This is a genomic window from Rheinheimera texasensis (genome assembly GCF_964031785.1).
GTDB lineage: Bacteria > Pseudomonadota > Gammaproteobacteria > Enterobacterales > Alteromonadaceae > Pararheinheimera > Pararheinheimera texasensis_A.
Window position 1 is genome coordinate 67,395 of record NZ_CAXIRE010000011.1, and the last position, 20,188, is coordinate 87,582.

Annotated in this window: 16 protein-coding genes; 4 read left to right on the forward strand and 12 right to left on the reverse strand. The window is 52.6% G+C overall.

Going from position 1 to position 20,188, the window contains the following annotated elements; translation table 11 throughout:
* Positions 1–143: 143 nt before the first annotated feature.
* Positions 144–2,693: a PBP1A family penicillin-binding protein gene (locus tag ABNT34_RS02690; protein WP_348728587.1), complete on the forward strand. Its 2,550-nt coding sequence runs from the start codon at positions 144–146 to the stop codon at positions 2,691–2,693.
* A 75-nt stretch (positions 2,694–2,768) separates the two neighbouring features.
* On the opposite strand, the gene argH is transcribed toward ABNT34_RS02690, so the two are convergent.
* From argH to ABNT34_RS02730, 8 genes are all read right to left on the reverse strand, one after another.
* Positions 2,769–4,154: an argininosuccinate lyase gene (gene argH, locus ABNT34_RS02695; protein ID WP_348728589.1), complete on the reverse strand. Its 1,386-nt coding sequence runs from the start codon at positions 4,152–4,154 to the stop codon at positions 2,769–2,771.
* Between the two features lie 67 nt (positions 4,155–4,221).
* Positions 4,222–5,442: an argininosuccinate synthase gene (locus tag ABNT34_RS02700; protein ID WP_031567200.1), complete on the reverse strand. Its 1,221-nt coding sequence runs from the start codon at positions 5,440–5,442 to the stop codon at positions 4,222–4,224.
* 10 nt (positions 5,443–5,452) lie between these two features.
* Positions 5,453–6,367, reverse strand: a complete 915-nt coding sequence (locus ABNT34_RS02705; RefSeq protein ID WP_348728592.1) for an ornithine carbamoyltransferase — start codon at positions 6,365–6,367, stop codon at positions 5,453–5,455.
* Positions 6,368–6,479: 112 nt separating this feature from the next.
* Entirely contained in the window at positions 6,480–7,250 is a 771-nt protein-coding gene (gene argB / locus ABNT34_RS02710) for an acetylglutamate kinase (RefSeq protein WP_348728594.1), read from the reverse strand.
* Positions 7,243–8,286 carry an N-acetyl-gamma-glutamyl-phosphate reductase gene (gene argC / locus ABNT34_RS02715; protein ID WP_348728596.1) on the reverse strand — a complete coding sequence of 348 codons (1,044 nt, stop codon included), beginning with the start codon at positions 8,284–8,286 and terminating at the stop codon, positions 7,243–7,245. Before argC ends, argB begins: the two co-directional genes overlap by 8 nt.
* Positions 8,287–8,618: 332 nt before the next feature.
* Positions 8,619–10,388, reverse strand: coding sequence for a C4-dicarboxylic acid transporter DauA (gene dauA / locus ABNT34_RS02720; RefSeq protein ID WP_348728597.1), 1,770 nt, complete (start codon positions 10,386–10,388; stop codon positions 8,619–8,621).
* Positions 10,389–10,430: 42 nt separating this feature from the next.
* Positions 10,431–10,667: a hypothetical protein gene (locus tag ABNT34_RS02725; RefSeq protein WP_348728599.1), complete on the reverse strand. Its 237-nt coding sequence runs from the start codon at positions 10,665–10,667 to the stop codon at positions 10,431–10,433.
* Positions 10,668–11,108: 441 nt separating this feature from the next.
* A complete protein-coding gene (locus tag ABNT34_RS02730) occupies positions 11,109–11,438 on the reverse strand; it encodes a hypothetical protein (protein WP_348728601.1) in 330 nt (109 codons plus the stop codon).
* A 338-nt stretch (positions 11,439–11,776) separates the two neighbouring features.
* On the opposite strand from ABNT34_RS02730, the gene ABNT34_RS02735 reads away from it, so the two are divergent.
* Together ABNT34_RS02735 and ABNT34_RS02740 are read left to right on the forward strand one after the other, a co-directional pair.
* Complete coding sequence (locus ABNT34_RS02735; protein WP_348728603.1) at positions 11,777–13,114, forward strand: HAMP domain-containing sensor histidine kinase; 1,338 nt, start codon at positions 11,777–11,779, stop codon at positions 13,112–13,114.
* Complete coding sequence (locus tag ABNT34_RS02740; RefSeq protein WP_348728605.1) at positions 13,114–13,647, forward strand: response regulator; 534 nt, start codon at positions 13,114–13,116, stop codon at positions 13,645–13,647. Before ABNT34_RS02735 ends, ABNT34_RS02740 begins: the two co-directional genes overlap by 1 nt.
* Before the next feature lie 31 nt (positions 13,648–13,678).
* Here the strand turns inward: ABNT34_RS02740 and metL are convergent, their stop codons facing one another.
* Positions 13,679–16,111 (reverse strand): bifunctional aspartate kinase/homoserine dehydrogenase II, encoded by a 2,433-nt coding sequence (gene metL / locus ABNT34_RS02745; RefSeq protein ID WP_348728607.1) that lies wholly within the window; start codon positions 16,109–16,111, stop codon positions 13,679–13,681.
* Positions 16,112–16,116: 5 nt separating this feature from the next.
* The gene (gene metB, locus ABNT34_RS02750) at positions 16,117–17,460 is read right to left on the reverse strand and encodes a cystathionine gamma-synthase (RefSeq protein ID WP_348728608.1); all 1,344 of its coding nucleotides are present in this window, start codon (positions 17,458–17,460) and stop codon (positions 16,117–16,119) included.
* 177 nt (positions 17,461–17,637) lie between these two features.
* Here metB and metJ point away from each other — a divergent pair, with 177 nt between their 5' ends.
* Complete coding sequence (gene metJ, locus ABNT34_RS02755; protein ID WP_031567174.1) at positions 17,638–17,973, forward strand: met regulon transcriptional regulator MetJ; 336 nt, start codon at positions 17,638–17,640, stop codon at positions 17,971–17,973.
* A 123-nt stretch (positions 17,974–18,096) separates the two neighbouring features.
* Here metJ and ABNT34_RS02760 read toward each other — a convergent pair whose 3' ends face one another.
* Positions 18,097–19,341, reverse strand: coding sequence for a malic enzyme-like NAD(P)-binding protein (locus ABNT34_RS02760; protein ID WP_348728610.1), 1,245 nt, complete (start codon positions 19,339–19,341; stop codon positions 18,097–18,099).
* 528 nt (positions 19,342–19,869) lie between these two features.
* Positions 19,870–20,082, reverse strand: a complete 213-nt coding sequence (gene rpmE, locus ABNT34_RS02765; protein ID WP_208931970.1) for a 50S ribosomal protein L31 — start codon at positions 20,080–20,082, stop codon at positions 19,870–19,872.
* Positions 20,083–20,188: the final 106 nt, after the last annotated feature.

The window sequence follows — 20,188 nt, forward strand, 5'->3', positions numbered from 1 at the left end:
CAGCCGTCTCAAACTTATGATTATTATGTTTTCGCCGTGGCGTGCGTTGTTTTTGCACCAGAAACGATGTGCTTCAACAACTACTAATGAATTTATACTAGCAGCCTATTTTGGTAAAGGGCAGCAAAAATTGGGGCTATTCAGTGTCTTGGCTTAAAAAACTTGTCATTATCCTGTTGTCGTGTCTGACCTTAGGTGTTTTGAGTGTTGGCGTCACTTATCTGTATCTGAAAAATGACCTGCCAAGCGTGGAAACCCTGAAAGATGTGCGGCTGCAAACGCCGATGCGCGTATTCAGCCAGGATGGTGAACTGATTTCCCAATTCGGTGAAAAACGCCGCATTCCGCTCAAACTCAATGAAATGCCGCCTCTGCTGATCAAAGCTGTGCTGGCCACCGAAGACTCGCGTTTTTACGAACATCCGGGCATTGACCTGATTGGTGTGATGCGGGCGGCTTCAGTGGTCGCTACCACCGGCGACTATAGCCAGGGCGCTTCAACTATCACCCAACAATTGGCCCGTTTGTTTTTCTTAAGCCGCGAAAAGAAAATTATCCGCAAGGTAAAAGAAGCATTTTTAGCTATCCATATCGAAGAACTGCTCAGTAAAGATGAAATCTTGGAACTGTATTTAAACCGGATTGAGCTTGGTCAGCGTGCTTTTGGTGTTGGTGCAGCCGCTCAGGTGTATTTCGGTAAAAACATTCAGGACCTGACGCTGTCGGAAATCGCCATTATCGCCGGTTTGCCACAAGCACCTTCTGTGTTGAATCCGGTACGGTCACCCAGCCGCGCCCGGGCGCGGCGCAATATCGTGTTAGGCCGCATGCTGGCGGAAAAATATATCACGCAGCAGGAATATGACGACGCCATTCAGGCCCCTATTGTGTCGAAGTTACACGGTGCTCAAGTAACGGCTTCAGCTCCTTATCTGGCGGAAATGGTGCGGCAGGAAGTGGTCGCCCGCTATGGCGAAGAAGAAGCTTATTCCAAAGGTTTCCAGGTGTTCACGACGGTCGATGCCCGCCAGCAGACTCGTGCCGTTAATGCGCTGCAGGCCAATTTACACGCTTATGATGAACGGCATGGTTTCCGCGGCCCGGTCAAAATCGTCTGGCCGGCCGAGAAAGTGACCAATGCCGACGGCAGCATCAGCTTTACAGAAGATAAACGTTTATCTGATGAGGCCATTTTGGCTTATCTGGACGAACAGGACGGCATTGAGAAGCTGCAGCCGGCTGTAGTGACGCAAGTACAGGCGCAAAGCGCCGAAGTGATGCTCTCCGGTGGCCGCAAAATTGAATTGCCTTGGGATGGGCTGAAATGGGCCCGCGCTTACATCAGCAACGAACGTCAGGGCAATGCGCCAAGCGCTGCGGGTCAAATCCTGGCGCCGGGTATGCTGATTTATGTGCGGGAGCAAGAAGGTCAGTGGCGTCTCAGTCAGTTGCCGCAAGCCAGCAGTGCTTTAGTGGCGATGAATCCAAAAGATGGTGCGATCCGCGCCCTGGTCGGTGGTTATAGCTTTAGCCAGACCCAATTTAACCGGGTGACGCAGGCCAATCGCCAAGTCGGTTCTAATATCAAACCATTTATCTATTCGGCGGCCTTAGAAAAAGGCTACACCCTGGCTTCGGTGATTAACGACGCGCCCATTCATGAATGGGACGAAGGGTCAGGCCAGGCCTGGCGGCCCAAAAATTCGCCGGAAGAATATGATGGCCCAATCCGCTTGCGTGAAGCTCTGGCGAAATCGAAAAACGTCGTATCGGTGCGCCTGATTGGCGGTGTTGGTATCGAACCGACGATCAATCATCTGGCCAAATTTGGCTTCCACGCCAAAGATTTACCGCGCAACCAAACTCTGGCGCTGGGCTCGGCCTCACTGACGCCGCTGGAACTGGTGACCGGCTACGCGGTATTTGCCAACGGCGGTTATCTGGTGAAACCTTATGTCATCACCAAAATTCTGGATGACCAGAATAATCTGATTTATGAACATCAGGCCGTCAGCGTCTGTGATCAGTGTGAACAGCTCGCGGCGCAGACCGCGCCATCAGACGCCGCTGCTGCTGCGGATGGCACTACTACGGATAACTCAACCGCAGAGACCGCAACTGCAGACTCAGCAGTGACAGATCCGGTTAAACCGACCGAACAATATGCGCCCCGGGTGATCTCAGCGCAAAATGCCTTTTTGATTTCTGAGGCGATGAAAAGTGCTATTTGGGGTGGCCCGGGCTGGAATGGCACTGCGCATAAATTAAAAGCGTTAAAACGCCGCGACATCTCAGGGAAAACCGGTACCACTAACGATGTCAAAGATGCCTGGTTCAGTGGTTTTACGCCGGATTTAGTCATCACCAGCTGGGTTGGTTTTGATGATTCCGAAAGTGTGCTGGGCCGTTCTGTGACGTTAGGCGGTGAATCCGGCGCCACTACTGCCCTGCCAAGCTGGCAGAGTTTTGCTGAACTGGCGCTGGAGAATGTACCGGAACAATTCCCGCCAACCCCAACCGGTATTGTGTCAGTGCGCATCGACCGTAAAACTGGTTTGCTGACGCAGGCCAGCGACGACAGCAGCGAATTTGAATATTTCATGCAAGGCACGGAGCCGACGCAATATGCCGATCCGGTGAATCCGCTGCAGCCGGACCAGCAAAAACCGGCAGAGATTGATATTTTCCGCTAAACCGGACCTACTCAGTCAACTGAAACAACAAAGCCGCATCACTGCGGCTTTGTTGTTTTGGGGATGGCGCAATGGTTATTTGGTCAACGCCTCAAACCAGACTTCGGCGGCCGCCAACGCCTGACCCACCTGCACCGGGCAAGTGCCGCCCAGTGCTGAACGTTTCGCCATACCGGCTTCGATGGTTAATGCCGGATACACATCCTCACTGATGAGCGCACTGACTTCCTGCAGTTCCGCCAGGCTCAGCTGTTCCAGCGCCACTTGTTTGGCGGCGGCTTTTAACACCAGTTCACCAGACAGTTCATGCGCATCACGAAAGGCGATGCCTTTACTGACCAGATAATCCGCCAGATCCGTGGCATTGCTGTAGCCAAGTTCAGCGGCTTTACGGCAACGTTCCACATTCACTGACAAATGTGGCAGGCAAGTCGCCAGCACGAGCAGGCATTGCTGCCAGGTGTTCATCAAATCAAAGAAGCCTTGTTTATCTTCCTGCATATCTTTGTTGTAAGCCAAAGGCAGGCCTTTGAGGATATGCAGAATGGCCACCAGATGCCCAAGCACCCGGCCGGTTTTGCCGCGCAGCAATTCAAACACATCCGGGTTTTTCTTCTGTGGCATCAAGGATGAACCACTGGAAATCGCATCACCCAGTTTAAAGAAACCCGCTTCGCCGGAGCAGAAGAAAATCACATCTTCAGACAAACGCGATAAATGCGTCAGACAGATACTGGCACAGGCAGATAATTCAACGACATAATCCCGGTCCGACACTGCATCCAGGCTGTTCCGTGCCGCCTGGCTAAAGCCTAAACGCTGTGCCAACGCCTGCCGATCCATCGCTACGCCGGTGCCGGCCAAAGCGCCTGAACCGAGCGGGCAACTGTCGAGGCGCTTCAGTGCATCCTCAATCCGGCTTAAATCGCGGCGGAACATTTCGACATAAGCCAGCGCCCAATGACTGACCAAAACTGGCTGCGCGCGTTGCAGATGGGTAAAACCCGGCATCACAGCGCCGTGATGCAGACGGGCGAAGTTCAGTAATGCGCCGATAGCGCCGGTCAGTGCCTGCTGCACCAGCTGCGCATTCAACCGGCTCCACAAGCGTAAATCGGTCGCGACCAAATCATTGCGCGAACGGCCGGTATGGAGTTTTTTCGCGATCACACCGATTTTTTCACCGAGTTTCAGCTCCACCCAGCTGTGAATATCTTCTTCACTGGTTTGCAGCGGTAGCTGTGGATTGGCACTGACTTCATCGGCCAGCTCTGCCAGCGCAAGGTCCAGTGCTTTGGCTTCGTCTGCAGTGATGATGCCGCCTTCCAGCAGACCACCGGCCCAGGCGCGGGAACAGGCGATATCCTGCTGCGCCAGCAGATAGTCAAAACTCAATGAATCATTAAATGCCCGGAATTCTTCCAGACTCGCTTCCTGAAAGCGGCCGCCCCACATCGCCATAACCAACCTCAACAAATCTGATGAACAAAAGCCGGGCAAGCCCGGCGTTTTCTGACACTTTCCGGCATTATTCTTTCACGCTGTGCAGCGCGCGGATGCGACTTGCCAGACTGTACAGACGGATAAAACCGGCGGCATCTTTCTGGTTGTACACTTCGTCACCGTCAAAAGTAGCGAAGGCTTCAGAGTACAGACTGTTCGGTGAACGGCGTTTCGCCACAGTGACCTGACCTTTATACAGTTTCACTACGATGTCGCCAGTCAGTTGCTCAGCCAGTGAATTGGACGCGGCAAACAGCGCATCTTTTAATGGCGTGAACCAACGGCCGTCATACACCAGCTGCGCCACTTCCAGACCGACTTCTTCGCGGTATTTCAGCGAAGTCCGGTCATACACCAGCGATTCCAGTGCACGCAGTGCAGCCACGATAATAGTGCCACCAGGGGTTTCATAACAGCCACGCGATTTCATACCGACTAAACGGTTTTCGACGATATCAATCCGGCCGACGCCATGGATTGAACCGGCTTTGTTCAGCTGTTCAATGGCTTCAACGCCTGATACGGCTTTGCCGTCGATGGCGCTCAGCTCGCCTTTTTCAAAGCTGAGCTGAATATACTCAGCTTTATCCGGCGCCTGCTCCGGAGAGTTGGTCCACATCCAGACTTGTTCAGACGGCTCGTTCCATGGATTTTCCAGCTCGCCGCCTTCATGTGAAATGTGGAATAAGTTGGCGTCGCGGCTGTAAATTTTGGTGGCCGTCGCTGTGGTTGGCACTTTCTTCTCGGCCAGGTAATTCAGCAGTGACTGGCGGGAATTAAATTCCCACTCCCGCCATGGCGCAATCACTTTTAACTGTGGTGCTAAGGCAGCAAAAGCGCCTTCAAAACGGACCTGATCATTGCCTTTACCGGTACAGCCGTGGCACAGCGCATCAGCACCCAGTTTCAGCGCCAGTTCGACCTGAGCGCGGGCGATAATTGGCCGCGCCATTGAAGTCCCCAGCAGATACTGGCCTTCATACACAGCACCGGCTTTGATGGTCGGGTAAATCACTTCTTTAACAAATTGCTCTTTTAAATCGACGACATAGCAGCTGCTGGCGCCGGAATTCAGCGCTTTTTGCTCCACGCCTTCCAAGTCTTCCGCGCCCTGGCCGACGTCGGCGACAAAGGCGATGACTTCGCAGTCATAATTGTCTTTCAGCCAAGGCACGATGGCCGAGGTGTCCAGACCACCGGAATAAGCTAAAACGACTTTTTTCACACCTTTTTTTAATTCGCTCATCACGCAAACCTCAACTGAATAAACTGACTAAAACGGCATTTTGCGCGTGCATCCGGTTTTCCGCCTGCCGCAATACCAAAGAGTAATCGCTGTCCAGCACTTCGCTGGTCACTTCCTGCCCACGATGTGCCGGCAGGCAATGCATAAAATGTTTAGCGCCAAGGCGCTGCATTACGGCGGTATTGATTTGATAAGGTGCAAAGACCTTTTCAATCTGCGCCGGATCGGCTTTGTTACCCATCGACAACCAGGTGTCGGTGTAAATCGCATCGGCGCCGGCAGCGGCCGACACATGCTGACTCAGCGTCAGTTTCGCGCCGCTTTGCGCCGCCAGGGCCTGCGCCCGTAACAACACATGCGCATCCGGACCAAAACCCGGTGGCGTCACCACAGTTAAGCTCATGCCAAGAATAGCTGCACCTAACATCAGTGAATGACAGACATTATTGCCATCACCAACAAAGGCCAGATGCACTTGCGACAAGTCGCCGAGCATTTCCTGCAACGACAACAAATCGGCCAAGGCCTGACAGGGATGGTACAGGTCACTCAGCGCATTAATCACCGGCTTTTTGCTGCTCGACGCCAGTTTTAATAACGTCTGCTGCGAATAGACCCGCGCAACGATAGCATCACACCAGCAGGCCAGGTTAGAGCCGAAATCTTCCACCGATTCACGCACGCCTAAGGCGCCGTTTTGCTGGTCCAGATACACACTGTGACCACCGAGTTTATAAATACCGACATCAAAACTGACGCGGGTACGCAGCGATGGTTTTTCAAATAATAAGGCAATGCTTTTGCCTTTTAACGCCTGACTGTAGTTGTCAGGGTGTTGTTTAATCTGACCTGCCAGCGTCAGTAATTCCGACAACTGGCTTTTACTTAAATCTGCTAAACACAGTAACTGCGACAATTGACTCATGTTTCACACTACAAGGCCGCGTACGGCCACCTTTTTTTGAGGAAATCTGCCCGGCAAACGGGCCTTGTTCCATCGAAGGGGCCCGCGCTTTAGTGAACAGATCTCAGTGGGGTTACCAACTGATACAAGTGCCAACTTCCTGCTGTTGCATCAGTTTTAATAAATCTTCCGGCTGTTGCCAGCCCGCAACTATGATAGGTCGTCGCAGTGCTGCGGCCGTTTCCAGCGCCGCGTCGAGTTTGACTTTCATGCCGCCTTTAATCACACCGCTATCCACCAGCGCCTGCGCCTGCGTGCTGTTCAGCGACTTAATCAGCTGACCGTTGCCGTCCAGAATGCCCGGCACATCAGTTAACAGTATGAGCGTGCCCTGCACCAGCTGGCAGATGGTGGCGGCGGCGATATCCGCGTTCACATTCAGTAACTGACCGTCGTCGCTTAAACCGATGGAGCTGAACACCGGCACAAAACCGTTTTGCACCAGCGTGTTAACCAAAGTGCCGTCGTTGGCTTTGGCGATACCGACAGCCCCGAGTTTGGTGTTGACGTCAAACTTCAGACTCTGTCCGGCCGCCAGTGTCAGGCCTACGGCATTTAAGCCGGCCAGCTGCGCCCGCGCCACCATCAGGCCGTTGACAGCACCAGCCAAAGCACCGGTGATCACCGGCATTTGCTCGGAAGGTGATACACGCTGACCGTCAATTTTTTGCGTGTCAAAGCCAAAAGTTGCCAGCCAGCTGTCGACCTGAGCGCCCCCGCCGTGTACCAGCACCAGTGGATATTCGCTAGACAGGCCTTTGATGACGGTCAGTAAATTATCCAGCGCCTGCATGTCCTCTAACAGCCGGCCGCCCATCTTCAACACTAATGGTGACTTATTCATGACAAACTCCGCCGCCGAGTAAACCCGCAGTTTCCGGCTTGCCGAATTTGACGTTCGCGGCCTGCATCGCTTGTGCTGCAGCGCCTTTGAGTAAGTTGTCCAGCGCCGACACCACGACGACCTGATCGCCGTCAATTTGCCAGAAAATATCGCAATACGGTGTGCCGGCCACATCCGCCACGTTTGGCGACGTGCTTAATAACCGTACCAGCGGTTTGCCGGTATAGGCCTGTTCAAATGCCGCTTTGACCTGCTCTGCAGTGACACCACTTTTTAACGTCACCACGCTGGTGGCCAGAATGCCGCGTTTGAAGTTGCCAAGATGCGGCGTGAACACCACTTTGCGGCCTAAATTCTGTTCAATTTCTGGTCTGTGTCTGTGTTTAAAAAAGCCATAAGCATTGAGGCCAACTTCGCAGAACGAGGTGCTTAACGCCGCTTTGCGGCCCGCGCCCGATACACCGCTGGTGGCGCTGATCACAGGGATATTGTCGTCGGTCAGTAAACCGGCTTTCACCAGCGGCAACAACGCCAAAGATGCGGCTGTGACATAACAGCCCGGTACTGAAATCAGTTGTGGCAGCGGCTGGTCCAGCCATTCCATCAGTGAATACACGGCTTCGTTAATCAGTTCCGGATGCTGGTGGGTATAACCATAATATTTTGGATATAAATCAGGGTCTTTCAGCCGGAACGCACCGGACAAATCCACCACCACAATGCCGGCGGCCATCAGTTTTGGCGCCACTTCTTCACTGGCTTCGTGCGGCAGCGCCAAAAAGGCGACATCCACTTTGCCTTTGATATTCTCGATCTCGGCATCAGTCCAGGGTTCAACCAGCAGGTCAACCTGGCCTCTATGCCGTGGATACAAGGAAGAAAAAGACTCTGCCTGCCGCCCGGCAGAGGCATAGGCATGGCAGAGTGCAAAGTGAGGGTTACGCGCCAACAACACGCAGAGTTCGGCACCGCTATAACCGGCGGCCCCCAACACTGCGCTGCGAATGATTGAACTGGTGGCAGATTGTGATGACATCTTGTGGTCAGTCTCCAAATGCTAAATAAAAAATGGCCACACCAAAAACTGCGGCCAGTGTATCGGGGCTTTCATGCACTTTCAAGAATTATTATGCTGTTTTTATGAATTTTTATATTATTCAAATTCACTTTATCCTGCTGCATAAAGATGCATGACGCGCCAACGTGCGCCCGGCAAGGCCTGGCGCGATGTGGCTGCTATTGTCGCAGACTGTGTTATGCATGAATATGAAAATTTAGCAGCCGCAGCGCGAAGCGCCAGTGCGCCCGCGCTTTGATCCTAAATGCTGTGATGAGAAGTGCAGTGATAAGTAGTGCTGCCCTACAACGTCACAATCCGGGATTATCCAAAGCCGTCAGTCCGGCAAACTCATCCGGCTGGCGTTTGGGTAATAACTTCAGCGCATCCGGCAGCGTCGGATAAAACGACAATAAGCCGTCAATCGGCCGCACTTTGGCTTTCGCCAGGGTTTTCAGCACCTGAAATTGCAAATCGACCAACATCACATGACATTCGGCTTTTGCGGTCGCAGTGAGGAATTTATCAAAAGCGGCAAGCCCGCCTGCGTCCAGTAAAGTCACGCCATCCATCAGGATCACCACTTGCTGCTGCTCTTTACATAGCAGCGCAAGCTCGGCAAATACTCTGTCCGCCGCCGCAAAAAACAGCGGCCCGCTGATGCGGAATACCTTGTGGCCAGGCGCCAGTTTTTCACTGACCAGCTTCGGATTTTCGCTGACGTCGGCGACTTTGGTCATCTCAGCCACTTCACGCACAAACAGCAGCGCCGCGATGATAATGCCGCAGCTGATGGCAATCACCATGTCAAACAATACGGTAAAAGAAAAACACACTGCGAATACCAGCACGTCGCTGCGCGGCGCAGTATTAATCAGATGCAGCGCTTTGGGGGCTTCACTCATATTCCAGGCCACCACCAGCAACAAAGCAGCCATACCGGCTAATGGCAGGTAACTCAGCACCGGCGCTAAGGCAAAAAGCGCCAGCAAGACCACACCGGCATGCACCATGGCTGAAACCGGCGATACAGCACCGGCCCGCACATTGGCTGCAGATCTGGCCAGTGCAGCAGTCGCGGTAATACCGCCAAAAAACGGTGCCACTATATTGCCAATCCCCTGCCCGAGCAGCTCACTGTTCGCACTGTGACGCCGGCCCGTCATACCATCGAGCACCATGGCACAAAGCAGCGATTCAATAGCACCAAGCATCGCCATGGCAAAAGCGGCGGTCAGTAAATCTTTGACCAGCTCAGAGCTCCACTGCAGCGGTTGGCCGTCGGCGCCCGGCAAATCCCAGGGCCATTGCAGGCTTGGCAACATATCCGGAATCCCAGCGGCAACACTGCCATCAGCCGCCGTGTACTGAAACCGGCTGCCGATAGTTTCCACCGGATAACCATAATGATTGAGTGCCAAGGTCAATAAAGTGGCGACAATGACTGCCGGTAAATGCGGCGGCACGCGGCTACCAAGCTTAGGCCAGGCCAGCATCAGCCATAAAGTCACGCCGGCAACCAGCATCGCCGGCCAATGCGCCGTATCTGCGGCCCGCAGCAGAACCTGCAGTTTTTCCAGATAATGTTCAGGCATGGTCACGACAGTAAGGCCAAACAGATCACGTAGTTGCAAGGTGGCAATCACCACCGCAATACCAGCGGTAAAACCTAAAGTGACGGCTTCCGGAATATATTGAATAAATCGACCAAGCCGTAACATCGCCATCGCCACCAGAATGCCGCCGGACAGCACTGTGGCCAGCAACAAACCACTTAAGCCATATTTCTGTACGACCGGATACAAGATGACAATAAAAGCGGCGGTTGGGCCTGAGACGCTGAAACGGGAGCCGCCACAAAGCGGAATGAGAAAGCCAGCGATGATGGCCGTATATAACCCATATTGCGGCGGCACACCGGAAGCAATCGCCAGTGCCATCGCCAGCGGGATGGCAATAATACCGACACTGATACCGGCCAGTACGTCTTTGCTGAGTGAGGAAAAACCATAACCTTCAGCGGCCGCTTCGCGCAGCGCATGAAAAATCCGTAACGAGAACAAATGAGCACGGTGTGACATCAGGCAACCTCACAACCTTAAAACTCTATTGTAGGGATAAAATCAGGGTGCCAGAAACTTGTTTTGGATCTTTTGCAGAATTTTCCAGCGGTTAGGGTCGAGCAGTAGAGACCAGATGCAAGCATCAAACAATGTTTTTAACGTTAGCTTGACTGCTATCTGATGCTCGTAAAGAAACGGCATTGAATCCGCATAAAACGACCTATCTTGAGTATAAATAATGTACTCGATAGCCTGCAGACAAGAGAACAAAGAAGACACCGCCAATAAAAAGGCCATCAGCATCACCTGAGGGACATTTATCTGCGTTTTTGCTCTGAAGAACTTCAATAATGTTCGGTCGTTGTGATAGTGCACAATCCAGAACGCCATAATGAGATCTAATAGCGCTGAACAAAGATAATAATACAGAGCGTTTTGGACGTTATTCAGGAATAAGGAAATAGGAAATTGTAGCAGCTTAATAATCAACACAAGAGTTAGCAGTGGAAGGGTGTGAGGTGTTCTTAAACTGAACAGTACGACACAGCTAAACGAAAAGTAAGAGATCAATCGGACGACATCAGAATTGCTAAAGCTGTTACGTTCTACCACATCAGGAAAGTGGATCGACAACTCTAAATAAATAGCAGCCGCACATGTGATTAGAAAAATCAGTAAGGCGGCTGTATTTCTTAAGAATGCATTAGTCTGTGTCACAAAGCCTTATCTTAATTTTTATTAGTTTTTGATCCAGATTGGGCCACTTCCATCACCAATATGGAAAGTGCCAACTGACACATCATCCATATTCAGTGAAACACCACCGCTGACCTGGGTCAGTTCAGCTGTGTTCAGCTCAACCAGCTCTGCGGCTTGTTCTTGTTTAGATACTGGAAACAGTGCTGCAAACAGTTTTGATTTTGCATTGAATTTCATAATGAGTAAATCCCTTAATTGTAAAGAATATTTTGTTTTGAGTTTTGAATTCCCCGACCGGATCAAGCAGATCCGCCGGGAGCAAGATGAAATTGCAAACGCAATGCCAAATGCAAAAAAAACGCGAAACATTAATTTTTATCTTTAAAATACAAATACTTAAACAAAACCCCTTATTCCAGCGCAAGAAAGATGCAGATCCTGAATAGCTGATCCGACCTGATGCGGCGAGAAATTTCCGCCGGCACTGGCCACGTTTGCCACTGCTTGCCGCTGGGTAAGCGTCAAGATTTTGTCGTTTCACGTCCCTGCGACAAAATGTCGCATGCCGCATAGGTGTTACAGCCGTTATAGTGATGACCGACTCAGCACATCCACACAGTCTCGTGACTTTGCGACAGCGACTGCGTAGTCTGTTGAGGTCAGTTTTTTGCAACGGGCGCACTGCGCCCGCTTTTTTGAGATCCGCTATGCTGCCGAACCGATCCGCTTTCAGCACCGACTCAGATCCATTTCAGCAAATCAAACAGTTACAGCAGTTTCGCTGGGGCTTAATCGGCACAAGCTATCTGGCTGCTTTGGCCGCCTGGTGGTTGCAGTACCCGGTCAGCAGCTGGCCTCTAATGCTGCTGCTGCTGGCTTTATATGCTTGTACCAATCTGTCGTTACCCTGGTTGCCTGGTAGCCATCAGCAACCGCAGCGCGTCTTTGCGGTGGCTATTTTGTACGATCTGACTTTGTTTACGCTGATGCTGGCACTGGCAGGTGGCGCAGGTAATGGCTTGATTGCATTACTATTGCTGCCAGTTGCAGTCAGCGCTGTGTTGTTGCCTGGCCGTATCGCCCTGCTGACTGCAGCACTCGCGGTCAGCTGCTATCTGACGCTGGCACTATTGTTACCGCTTAATCCGGTTGACCCGCAGACCGGACAGCTAATTTATGATCCGCATGCGGCACATCGCAGCCATCAGGTGTTTATTGACGGTGCTACGCCAGACCAACAGCTGCCCGAGCAATTTAGCTCCCATCTGTGGCAAATGGCCTGGGCCTTTACACTGTCGGCGTTTTTCATCGCTGCTTTTGTCAGTGCACAAGCAAGGCTGGTGCGCCAGAAATCCCGGGAACTGATGCAATTGCAGCGACAACAGTCACAACAGGAACAAATGCTGACGGTCGCCACTTATGCTGCCAACGCCGCCCATGAACTGGCCACACCGCTGCAAAATCTGACTTTGTTAACCGATGAGCTCAATGATGGCCCGCCCGACCCCACCCTGTTGAAAGACCTGCAGCAAGAAGTACGGCGCTGTCAGCAAATTGTGCAGCAACTGCGGCAGAATGCGCAGCAATTGCGCTTACCACAGCAGCAGGCTCCACTCCATCAGGTGGTACAACAGGCGCTGAAACTCTGGTTGGTCAGCCGGCCTGAGATTAGTCTCACTCTGGACGAACAGTTGGATGGCAGCCAATGTCTGGTTGCTGATACGCTGGCCTGGTCCGCCGCCTTATTTAATATTCTCGATAATGCGGCGGACGCCGGCATTGCCGCGCAACAACCCCGCCTGGCAGTCAGGCTCAGTCAGCAGCGTCAGCTGTTTGTACTGCAAATCGAAGATTTCGGTTGCGGTTTGCCGGCAGCGCAACTGCGCGAGTTGGGTAAATTGCCGCAGCCTAGCCCTGACGGTCTGGGGCTCGGACAGTTCCTCGCCACTAGCAGTATCGAACGCTTGGGTGGTGTGGTGACACGCAGCGCTGGTGCAACGGGTGGCCTGATCACCCAAATCCGCTTTCCGGCAGGAAGCCACTGATGAAACTGACTATTTTAGATGACGATGAGATTTTGTTGCGCACCTTGCAGCGTCGCCTGAGTGCGGCCGGTTGTCAGGTCCGCACCTACGCCACTCCGCCGCAGCTTGCTGAGCTCATCGCAGACCCGGCCGACGTCTGGCTGCTTGACCTGCGTTTTGGCGATGTATCCGGGCTGAACTACGTTGCACCGCTGCGGGAAGCCTTACCGGATAGCCGTATTCTGGTGCTGACCGGCTTTGCCAGCATCGCCACGGCTGTGCAGGCGGTGAAACTGGGCGCCGATGATTATCTGACGAAACCTGTTGATTTCGCGGTGTTATTGCAAGCGCTGCAAGGCGATAAAGCTGTGCCGCTGGCCAATGAGACAAGCAGTGACGATAGCGAAGCGTTGTTATCGACAGATCAAATGGAATGGGAACATATTCAGCGGGTGCTGGCGCAGCAGGATGGCAATATCAGTCAGACCGCGCGGTTGCTGGGGATGCACCGGCGCACCTTACAGCGTAAGCTGCTAAAACACAGACCCGGCTAAGTGGCCGGGTCTTGGTTATTCAAACACAACATCAGGCACGTGGATTGGCCCAGGCCGCCGCTTGTGCCTGACTATGCCGGGCCGCCTTCGCCGCAGCAATTTGCTGGCGCGCCAAAATGGCCAAATCGGCATGAATACCACCGGCTGTGACCTGACGACCCGCCCCCGGGCCTTTTAACACCAGCGGATTAGCCTGATACCAGTCACTTTCGATGACAAACACATTGTCACAGGCCTGAATAGCCGCCAGTGGATGCTCAGGCGCAACAGCCAGCAACTCAACCCGCGCTTTCGGGCCTTCTGGTGTCACTGTAAGGGTTGCGACATAACGCAGCACTTTGCCAGCCGCGCTAGCGCGGGCATAAGTGTCGGCCAGCGCCTTGTCCAGTTCGTGGCGGCGCGCCCAAAACTCATCCCAGCTCAGCGTATCCAAACCAGCCGGCAATAATGGCGTCAAGGCGATGTCATTGATATCAAGGCTCAGCCCCAGTTCCCGCGCCAGAACCAGCAGTTTGCGTTGCACGTCTTTGCCGGACAGATCATCGCGTGGATCCGGTTCGGTCAGACCTTCGGCCTGCGCCTGCAGTACAAACTCGGAGAACGGCGCACTACCGTCGTATTTACACAACAACCAGGACAGAGTGCCGGAGAAAATCCCGCTGATTTGCTGAATATGGTCACCGGAGCTTTGTAGTTCCTGCAACAAGCGCTGCACCGGTAATCCGGCACCGCACGTCGTATTGGCCTGCCAGCTGACCTGCTGCTCGGCGACTGCGGCAATAATTTGTTGATACTGCGCAAGTGGCAAAGTCACGCCTTGTTTATTGGCACTGATGAGATGACAGCCGGTGCGGACAATCTCAGCATAATCTTCGGCAAAACTGCGGCTTGGCGTGATATCGACCAGCACTTTTGGATCCGGTAAACCGGTTAAATAATCCAGCAGATCCTGCTTCTGATATGGCGCCGCACCCGCTAACGTCTGCTGCCAGTCCGCGACATTGATCTGGTCGCTGAATACCGCCTGACGCGAGTTAAACAACCCCGCCAGACGCAATTCAATCTGGCCGGCATAGGCTTGTTGCTGTTTCCTCAGCAGGCTTAAAAATTCAGAGCCGACATTGCCGGTCCCTGCCACCACGACGTTCAGCCGCACAGTGCTTGGCAGCAACAGTTGATGTAATTCGGTCAACTCGTTGGCTGTTAAAGCCGGGCTGAACAACCACAGCGCCAGTTCATCATCCTGAAAACTATGCGCCGGTTGCTGCCGTTCCAGCCAGTGCGCGGCTTGCAGCGGCAACTGACGCTGCTGACGTGCGGCTGGCTTTAACCAGGCAACGGCATAAAATTGCTCTGAGCTGACGCGTGGATAAATCTGTTGTTGCCCGAGAAATTGCAGTAAAGCATCCAGATTCTTCTGCGCTACCAGCCATTGCTTGCCGTGGGTTGCCGGCGCAGCAAACACCGGAAACTGCAACGCGGCGGCGGCTTGTTGCGGGCTGACTTTGCAATGCGTCGGTAAAGTCAGAAGCACAGCATCAGCTAAATCGGTGACAAACTGCACTTCGATAGCGCTTTGACGGCTGACGCGACAACCCGGCTGTTGCGGCTCATAACTGCTGCGCACAATCAGTTCCGCCGCATGTTGCGTCAGCGGGTTTAAGGTCTTCGCATGCAGCACCGGATTACCCAGTTCGGCCAGACGAATCGCCAAAGGCCATGGCACCTGGCGATACGCGCGCGCTGACGGCACTTTACGCGGATCTGCGCTATAAATCGCATCAACATCAGTCCAGATATGCACCGCATCGGCTTTGATTAAAGCGCCAACAATAGTTGCAGAATAATCACTGCCGTTGCGGCCGAGCGTGATGCTGTTGTGCGCTGTATCGCGGGCGATGAAGCCGGTAACGACGTTAAACCCGGCTTGTTGTAACGGCGCCAGTAAATCGGCGGATTGTTGCCACAACACCTGTGCATCACCCAGTGGCTGAAGTTCCAGCCGTAAAAAATCACGCGCATCAATGGCTTGCGCCTCTTTGCCGCGTTCGGTCAGTACTGCACTTAACAACAATGCGGAAAGCTTTTCGCCAGTCGCCAGCACTTCATTGTGCTGACCGGCCTGCACCAGCGCCGGTAATTGCGCCAGCCAGTGATTCAGTGTGTTGAGCGCCTGCGGCGCGGTTTGCGCACTTAAAGTGCGGTTGACCAACAAACGCAGTTGTGCTGACAACTGCTGCCAATGAATGTCAAAGTTGGTCGCATCAGCAGCTGCTGCGATTAAATCAAGTAGATGATCTGTGGTGTCACCCGGTGCTGACACTACCACCCAGGCGCTTTGTTGCGCTTGCTGCAGCAGAATATCTGCCACTGCATGAAAACGTTCGGCGGTGGCGAGGCTGCTGCCACCAAATTTATGCACGATGACCTTGTCGGCATCGGCGGAAAGTTGTTGTACTGCCATGTTTATTACCAAAATGCGGCCAGGGCTGGATTCAGCCGGAATTGTTGTTCGGATGTTGCGGTTGCCGATTGTGCTGTTGCCAATGCTGCTGCAGTCCGTTGTGCCGCGGCAACTTTCTCGGTTGCGGAGGTTACGGCCACTGCTGCCGGCTCATTAGTTGTCTGCACCTGGCCGCCATCAGCGTCAAGCGCTGCTGCAACCGCGGCAAATGCCTGCTCCAAATCAGCCAACAAATCGCGTGGATCTTCAATGCCAACCGACAACCGAATTAATGTCGGGCCAATGCCGGCAGTTTTTTGTGCCGCCGCGTCCATTGATGCATGGGTCATAGTGCCGGGATGGCAAATCAGACTCTCAATGCCGCCTAAGGATTGCGCCAGCGTAAAGCACTCTAATGCCTCGAAAAATACGCCCAGGTATTTGGCATCTGCGGCTAGATCAAAGCTGATCATGGCGCCAAAACCATGTTGTTGCGCTTTGGCAATGGCATGGCCCGGATGGTCTGTTAAACCCGGATAATAAATCTTGCCGGCCAGCGGTTGCTGTTGCAGGTACTCCACCACCAGCGCGGCGTTTTCCTGATGGGCTTTGATGCGCGGTAATAAAGTGCGGATGCCGCGTAACGTCAGGTGCGAATCAAAAGCACCGGCCGTGACGCCAAGGCAATTCGCCCACCATTTCAGCTCGTCACCCAGCGCCGCATCTTTGACAATCAAAGCGCCGCCGACAATGTCACTGTGGCCATTTAAATACTTGGTGGTGGAATGCAGCACTAAATCAGCACCCAGCGCGATAGGGTTTTGCAGCGCCGGCGATAAAAAGGTGTTGTCGACCAGCACCAGCGCCTGCAGCGTTTTTGCCAGCGCACAGACGGCGCGCACATCGGTGATTTGCAGCAGCGGGTTGCTTGGTGTTTCCAGCCAAATCAGCTTTGGTTTGGCGGCTTGGACCAGCTCCGGCCAGTTGTCCTGCTGAAAATTCACAATGACCAGCTTAAAAGCGCGTTTTCTGCTGGCGAGGTTGGTGAATAACCGGTAGCTGCCGCCGTAACAATCGTGTGGGATCACGAGGGTATCGTCCGGCGTCAGCACCTGCAGCGCCAGTACACAGGCCGACATGCCGGTGTTAGTGACTAAGGCTTTGGCGCCGCCTTCGAGCTGACACAACGCATCGCCGAGCAGGTCGCGGGTTGGATTGTTCGAGCGTGAATAATCGTATTTACCCGGTTGTTTAAAGGCCGGTAATTCATAAGTTGAGGTCAGATACATCGGCGGCGTCACCGCACCGTAAGCGGGGTCCTGCGCAATACCGGCGCGGGCTGCAACTGTGGCGGAGCGACGTGTGGACATATCAACCTCATACTTTTAGATGTTTAGACGGCTAAAAGTATACAGCGCCATAAAAGGATGTCAAAACATTTAGACGTCTATCATGATTATTTCTTGCGCAGCGTTTGTTTATGCGCGTATAAAGAGATAAAATTTCGGGCCAAAACGCACAACAAATAATTAAATCAAGGTACAACTATGGCAAAGTGGAATGGTGAATACGTTCACCCTTATGCAGAACACGGCAAGAAATCAGAACAGGTGAAGAAAATCACCGTCTCCATCCCCCTGAATGTATTAAAAGTTTTAACTGATGAGCGCACCCGCCGCCAGGTCAACAACTTACGCCACGCCACCAACAGCGAATTATTATGCGAAGCTTTTTTGCATGCATTTACCGGTCAGCCACTGCCGGCCGATGAAGATTTACGCAAAGACAACCCGCACCAAATACCGATCGAAGTCCGCAATATCCTGACCAGCATGGGCAAACCTATTCCGGATATTCAGGAAGCGGAATCAGACGAAGAATAAAGACCGACGCAACCGAAAAATCAACAACGACAGGTTGCAGCAAGAGTCGACAATAAATTCAAACAACAGGCAAAAAGAAAAACCGCGGCTAGCCGCGGTTTTGTTTTTCCGGTAATAGAAAAATCAGCTTTCCATATAGTGTTTTGGCATCGGGATCCGCGCCACACCTGAGGCAACCGCAGCATCCGCCACCGCTTTCGCCACGCGTGGTAACAACCGTGGGTCCATCGGTTTTGGAATGATGTATTCCGCGCCAAATTCAAGCTTCGCAACCTGCGCCGCTTGCAACACTTCAGCCGGCACCGGCTCTTTGGCGATGGCGCGAATGGCATGCACAGCTGCAATCTTCATCTCATCGTTAATGACGCTGGCGCGCACGTCTAATGCACCACGGAAAATAAACGGGAAACACAAGACGTTGTTGACCTGATTCGGGTAATCCGAACGGCCGGTCGCCATGATGATGTCTTTGCGCTCAGCATGCGCCAGCTCAGGTTTAATTTCCGGGTCCGGGTTCGAGCAGGCAAAAATCACCGGCTTATCTGCCATCAGTTTCAGCGCCTGCGGCGGCAAGGCGTCCGGGCCAGACACACCGATAAACACATCAGCGCCATCTAATGCATCTTCCAGTGTGCGTTTGTCGGTGTTATTGGCGAACAGCGTTTTATATTTGTTTAAATCTTCACGCCGGGTATGGATCACGCCTTTGGTGTCCAGCATGTAGATATATTCACGTTTGGCGCCGCATTTAATCAGCAGTTCCATACAGGCAATGGCGGCTGCGCCGGCGCCCATACAAACGATAGTGACTTTGCGGATATCTTTGCCCTGAATTTCCAGCGCGTTGAGCAGGCCAGCCGCGGTAACGATAGCAGTACCATGTTGGTCGTCGTGAAATACCGGAATATTGCAGCGTTTAATCAGCTCTTTTTCAATCTCAAAACATTCCGGTGATTTGATGTCTTCGAGATTAATGCCACCAAATGTGTCCGCGATATTGGCGACCGTATTGATGAAATCTTCAGTAGTGCGGTGGGTGACTTCGATATCAATTGAATCCAGATTGGCAAAACGCTTGAACAATAAGGCTTTACCTTCCATCACCGGTTTGGAGGCCATAGGCCCTAAATTGCCAAGGCCCAGAATGGCCGTACCATTGGTGATCACGGCGACTAAATTGCCTTTACCGGTATATTTATAAACATTATCAATGTCTTCGGCGATTTCACGCACCGGCTCGGCGACACCCGGGCTGTACGCCAGCGCCAGGTCTTTGACCGTTTCGGCTGGTTTGGTGATTTCGATGCCGATTTTGCCGGGAGTCGGTTTGGCATGATAATCGAGCGCTGCTTTCCTGAAGTCTGACATGGTAAGAGTCCTGAGGCTTAGCCCTGTGGGCTTTATGTTATTTGCCAATACTTTTGCGAGGGTAAGCGCAAAAGGCGGCCCATTGTAAAGAGCCTGACGCGGCATGCCTATTGACTTCGCGCTGGTTGTACCTCTGTCCAGAGTGACCAGTTGAACTCAATAGTTGCCTTTTTTACGTGGAGGAGCGGCGGAAAATGTCTGTGCACTTTTTGGCCATCAGCATTGTTATAACAAGTTTTCCGGCAGGTGCCAAGTGACAAAATCAGTAGAGGTAAGACCAGTTGACGGAGTTTGGCTAAAGATGCAAAAAGGCGTCATGAACTCGCAGATATTCGTGCAGGCCATTTGAATTTGCATGCAAAGCGGCCACTAACTGAGAAATTAAATGATTGATTTAAAATGAGTTAAATAAGGCAGGATTCGAGAGTGAGTAAATAATCATCAAACAGTTTATGCAACAGCATAAAGACAAACTGCAGGCACAAAAAAAGCACCCGAAGGTGCTTTTTTTCGTCAACGCGACTGGGATTATTTTGCGCCCAGAACTGCGAAACGTTTTTTGAAGCGGTCAACACGACCACCTACGTCCAGCACTTTTTGCTTACCAGTGTAGAACGGGTGGCAAGCTGAGCAAACGTCCAAGTGGATGTCTTTGCACAGAGCTGAACGGGTTTTGAATGCATTACCGCAAGTACAGGTTGCAGTGATTTCTTTGTATTCCGGGTGGATACCTGGTTTCATGGCTTACCTCGTTAGGGCCGTATCGCTATCTGATCAGCTTACTGTCAGACACCATACGCATTTCAGTTAAATTAGGGCGCGTAGCTTAATAGATCTGCCCTGCAGG

Bases quoted from the DNA above. Each gene is read 5' to 3' on its own strand.
- ABNT34_RS02700 (WP_031567200.1), bottom strand. From the start codon at position 5,442: ATGAGCGAATTAAAAAAAGGTGTGAAAAAAGTCGTTTTAGCTTATTCC.
- metL (WP_348728607.1), bottom strand. From the start codon at position 16,111: ATGGCAGTACAACAACTTTCCGCCGATGCCGACAAGGTCATCGTGCAT.
- metB (WP_348728608.1), bottom strand. From the start codon at position 17,460: ATGTCCACACGTCGCTCCGCCACAGTTGCAGCCCGCGCCGGTATTGCG.
- argH (WP_348728589.1), bottom strand. From the start codon at position 4,154: ATGGCGATGTGGGGCGGCCGCTTTCAGGAAGCGAGTCTGGAAGAATTC.
- ABNT34_RS02760 (WP_348728610.1), bottom strand. From the start codon at position 19,341: ATGTCAGACTTCAGGAAAGCAGCGCTCGATTATCATGCCAAACCGACT.
- argB (WP_348728594.1), bottom strand. From the start codon at position 7,250: ATGAATAAGTCACCATTAGTGTTGAAGATGGGCGGCCGGCTGTTAGAG.
- ABNT34_RS02705 (WP_348728592.1), bottom strand. From the start codon at position 6,367: ATGAGTCAATTGTCGCAGTTACTGTGTTTAGCAGATTTAAGTAAAAGC.
- ABNT34_RS02735 (WP_348728603.1), top strand. From the start codon at position 11,777: ATGCTGCCGAACCGATCCGCTTTCAGCACCGACTCAGATCCATTTCAG.
- ABNT34_RS02730 (WP_348728601.1), bottom strand. From the start codon at position 11,438: ATGTTTCGCGTTTTTTTTGCATTTGGCATTGCGTTTGCAATTTCATCT.
- ABNT34_RS02725 (WP_348728599.1), bottom strand. From the start codon at position 10,667: ATGGCCTTTTTATTGGCGGTGTCTTCTTTGTTCTCTTGTCTGCAGGCT.
- rpmE (WP_208931970.1), bottom strand. From the start codon at position 20,082: ATGAAACCAGGTATCCACCCGGAATACAAAGAAATCACTGCAACCTGT.
- metJ (WP_031567174.1), top strand. From the start codon at position 17,638: ATGGCAAAGTGGAATGGTGAATACGTTCACCCTTATGCAGAACACGGC.
- argC (WP_348728596.1), bottom strand. From the start codon at position 8,286: ATGTCATCACAATCTGCCACCAGTTCAATCATTCGCAGCGCAGTGTTG.
- ABNT34_RS02740 (WP_348728605.1), top strand. From the start codon at position 13,114: ATGAAACTGACTATTTTAGATGACGATGAGATTTTGTTGCGCACCTTG.
- dauA (WP_348728597.1), bottom strand. From the start codon at position 10,388: ATGTCACACCGTGCTCATTTGTTCTCGTTACGGATTTTTCATGCGCTG.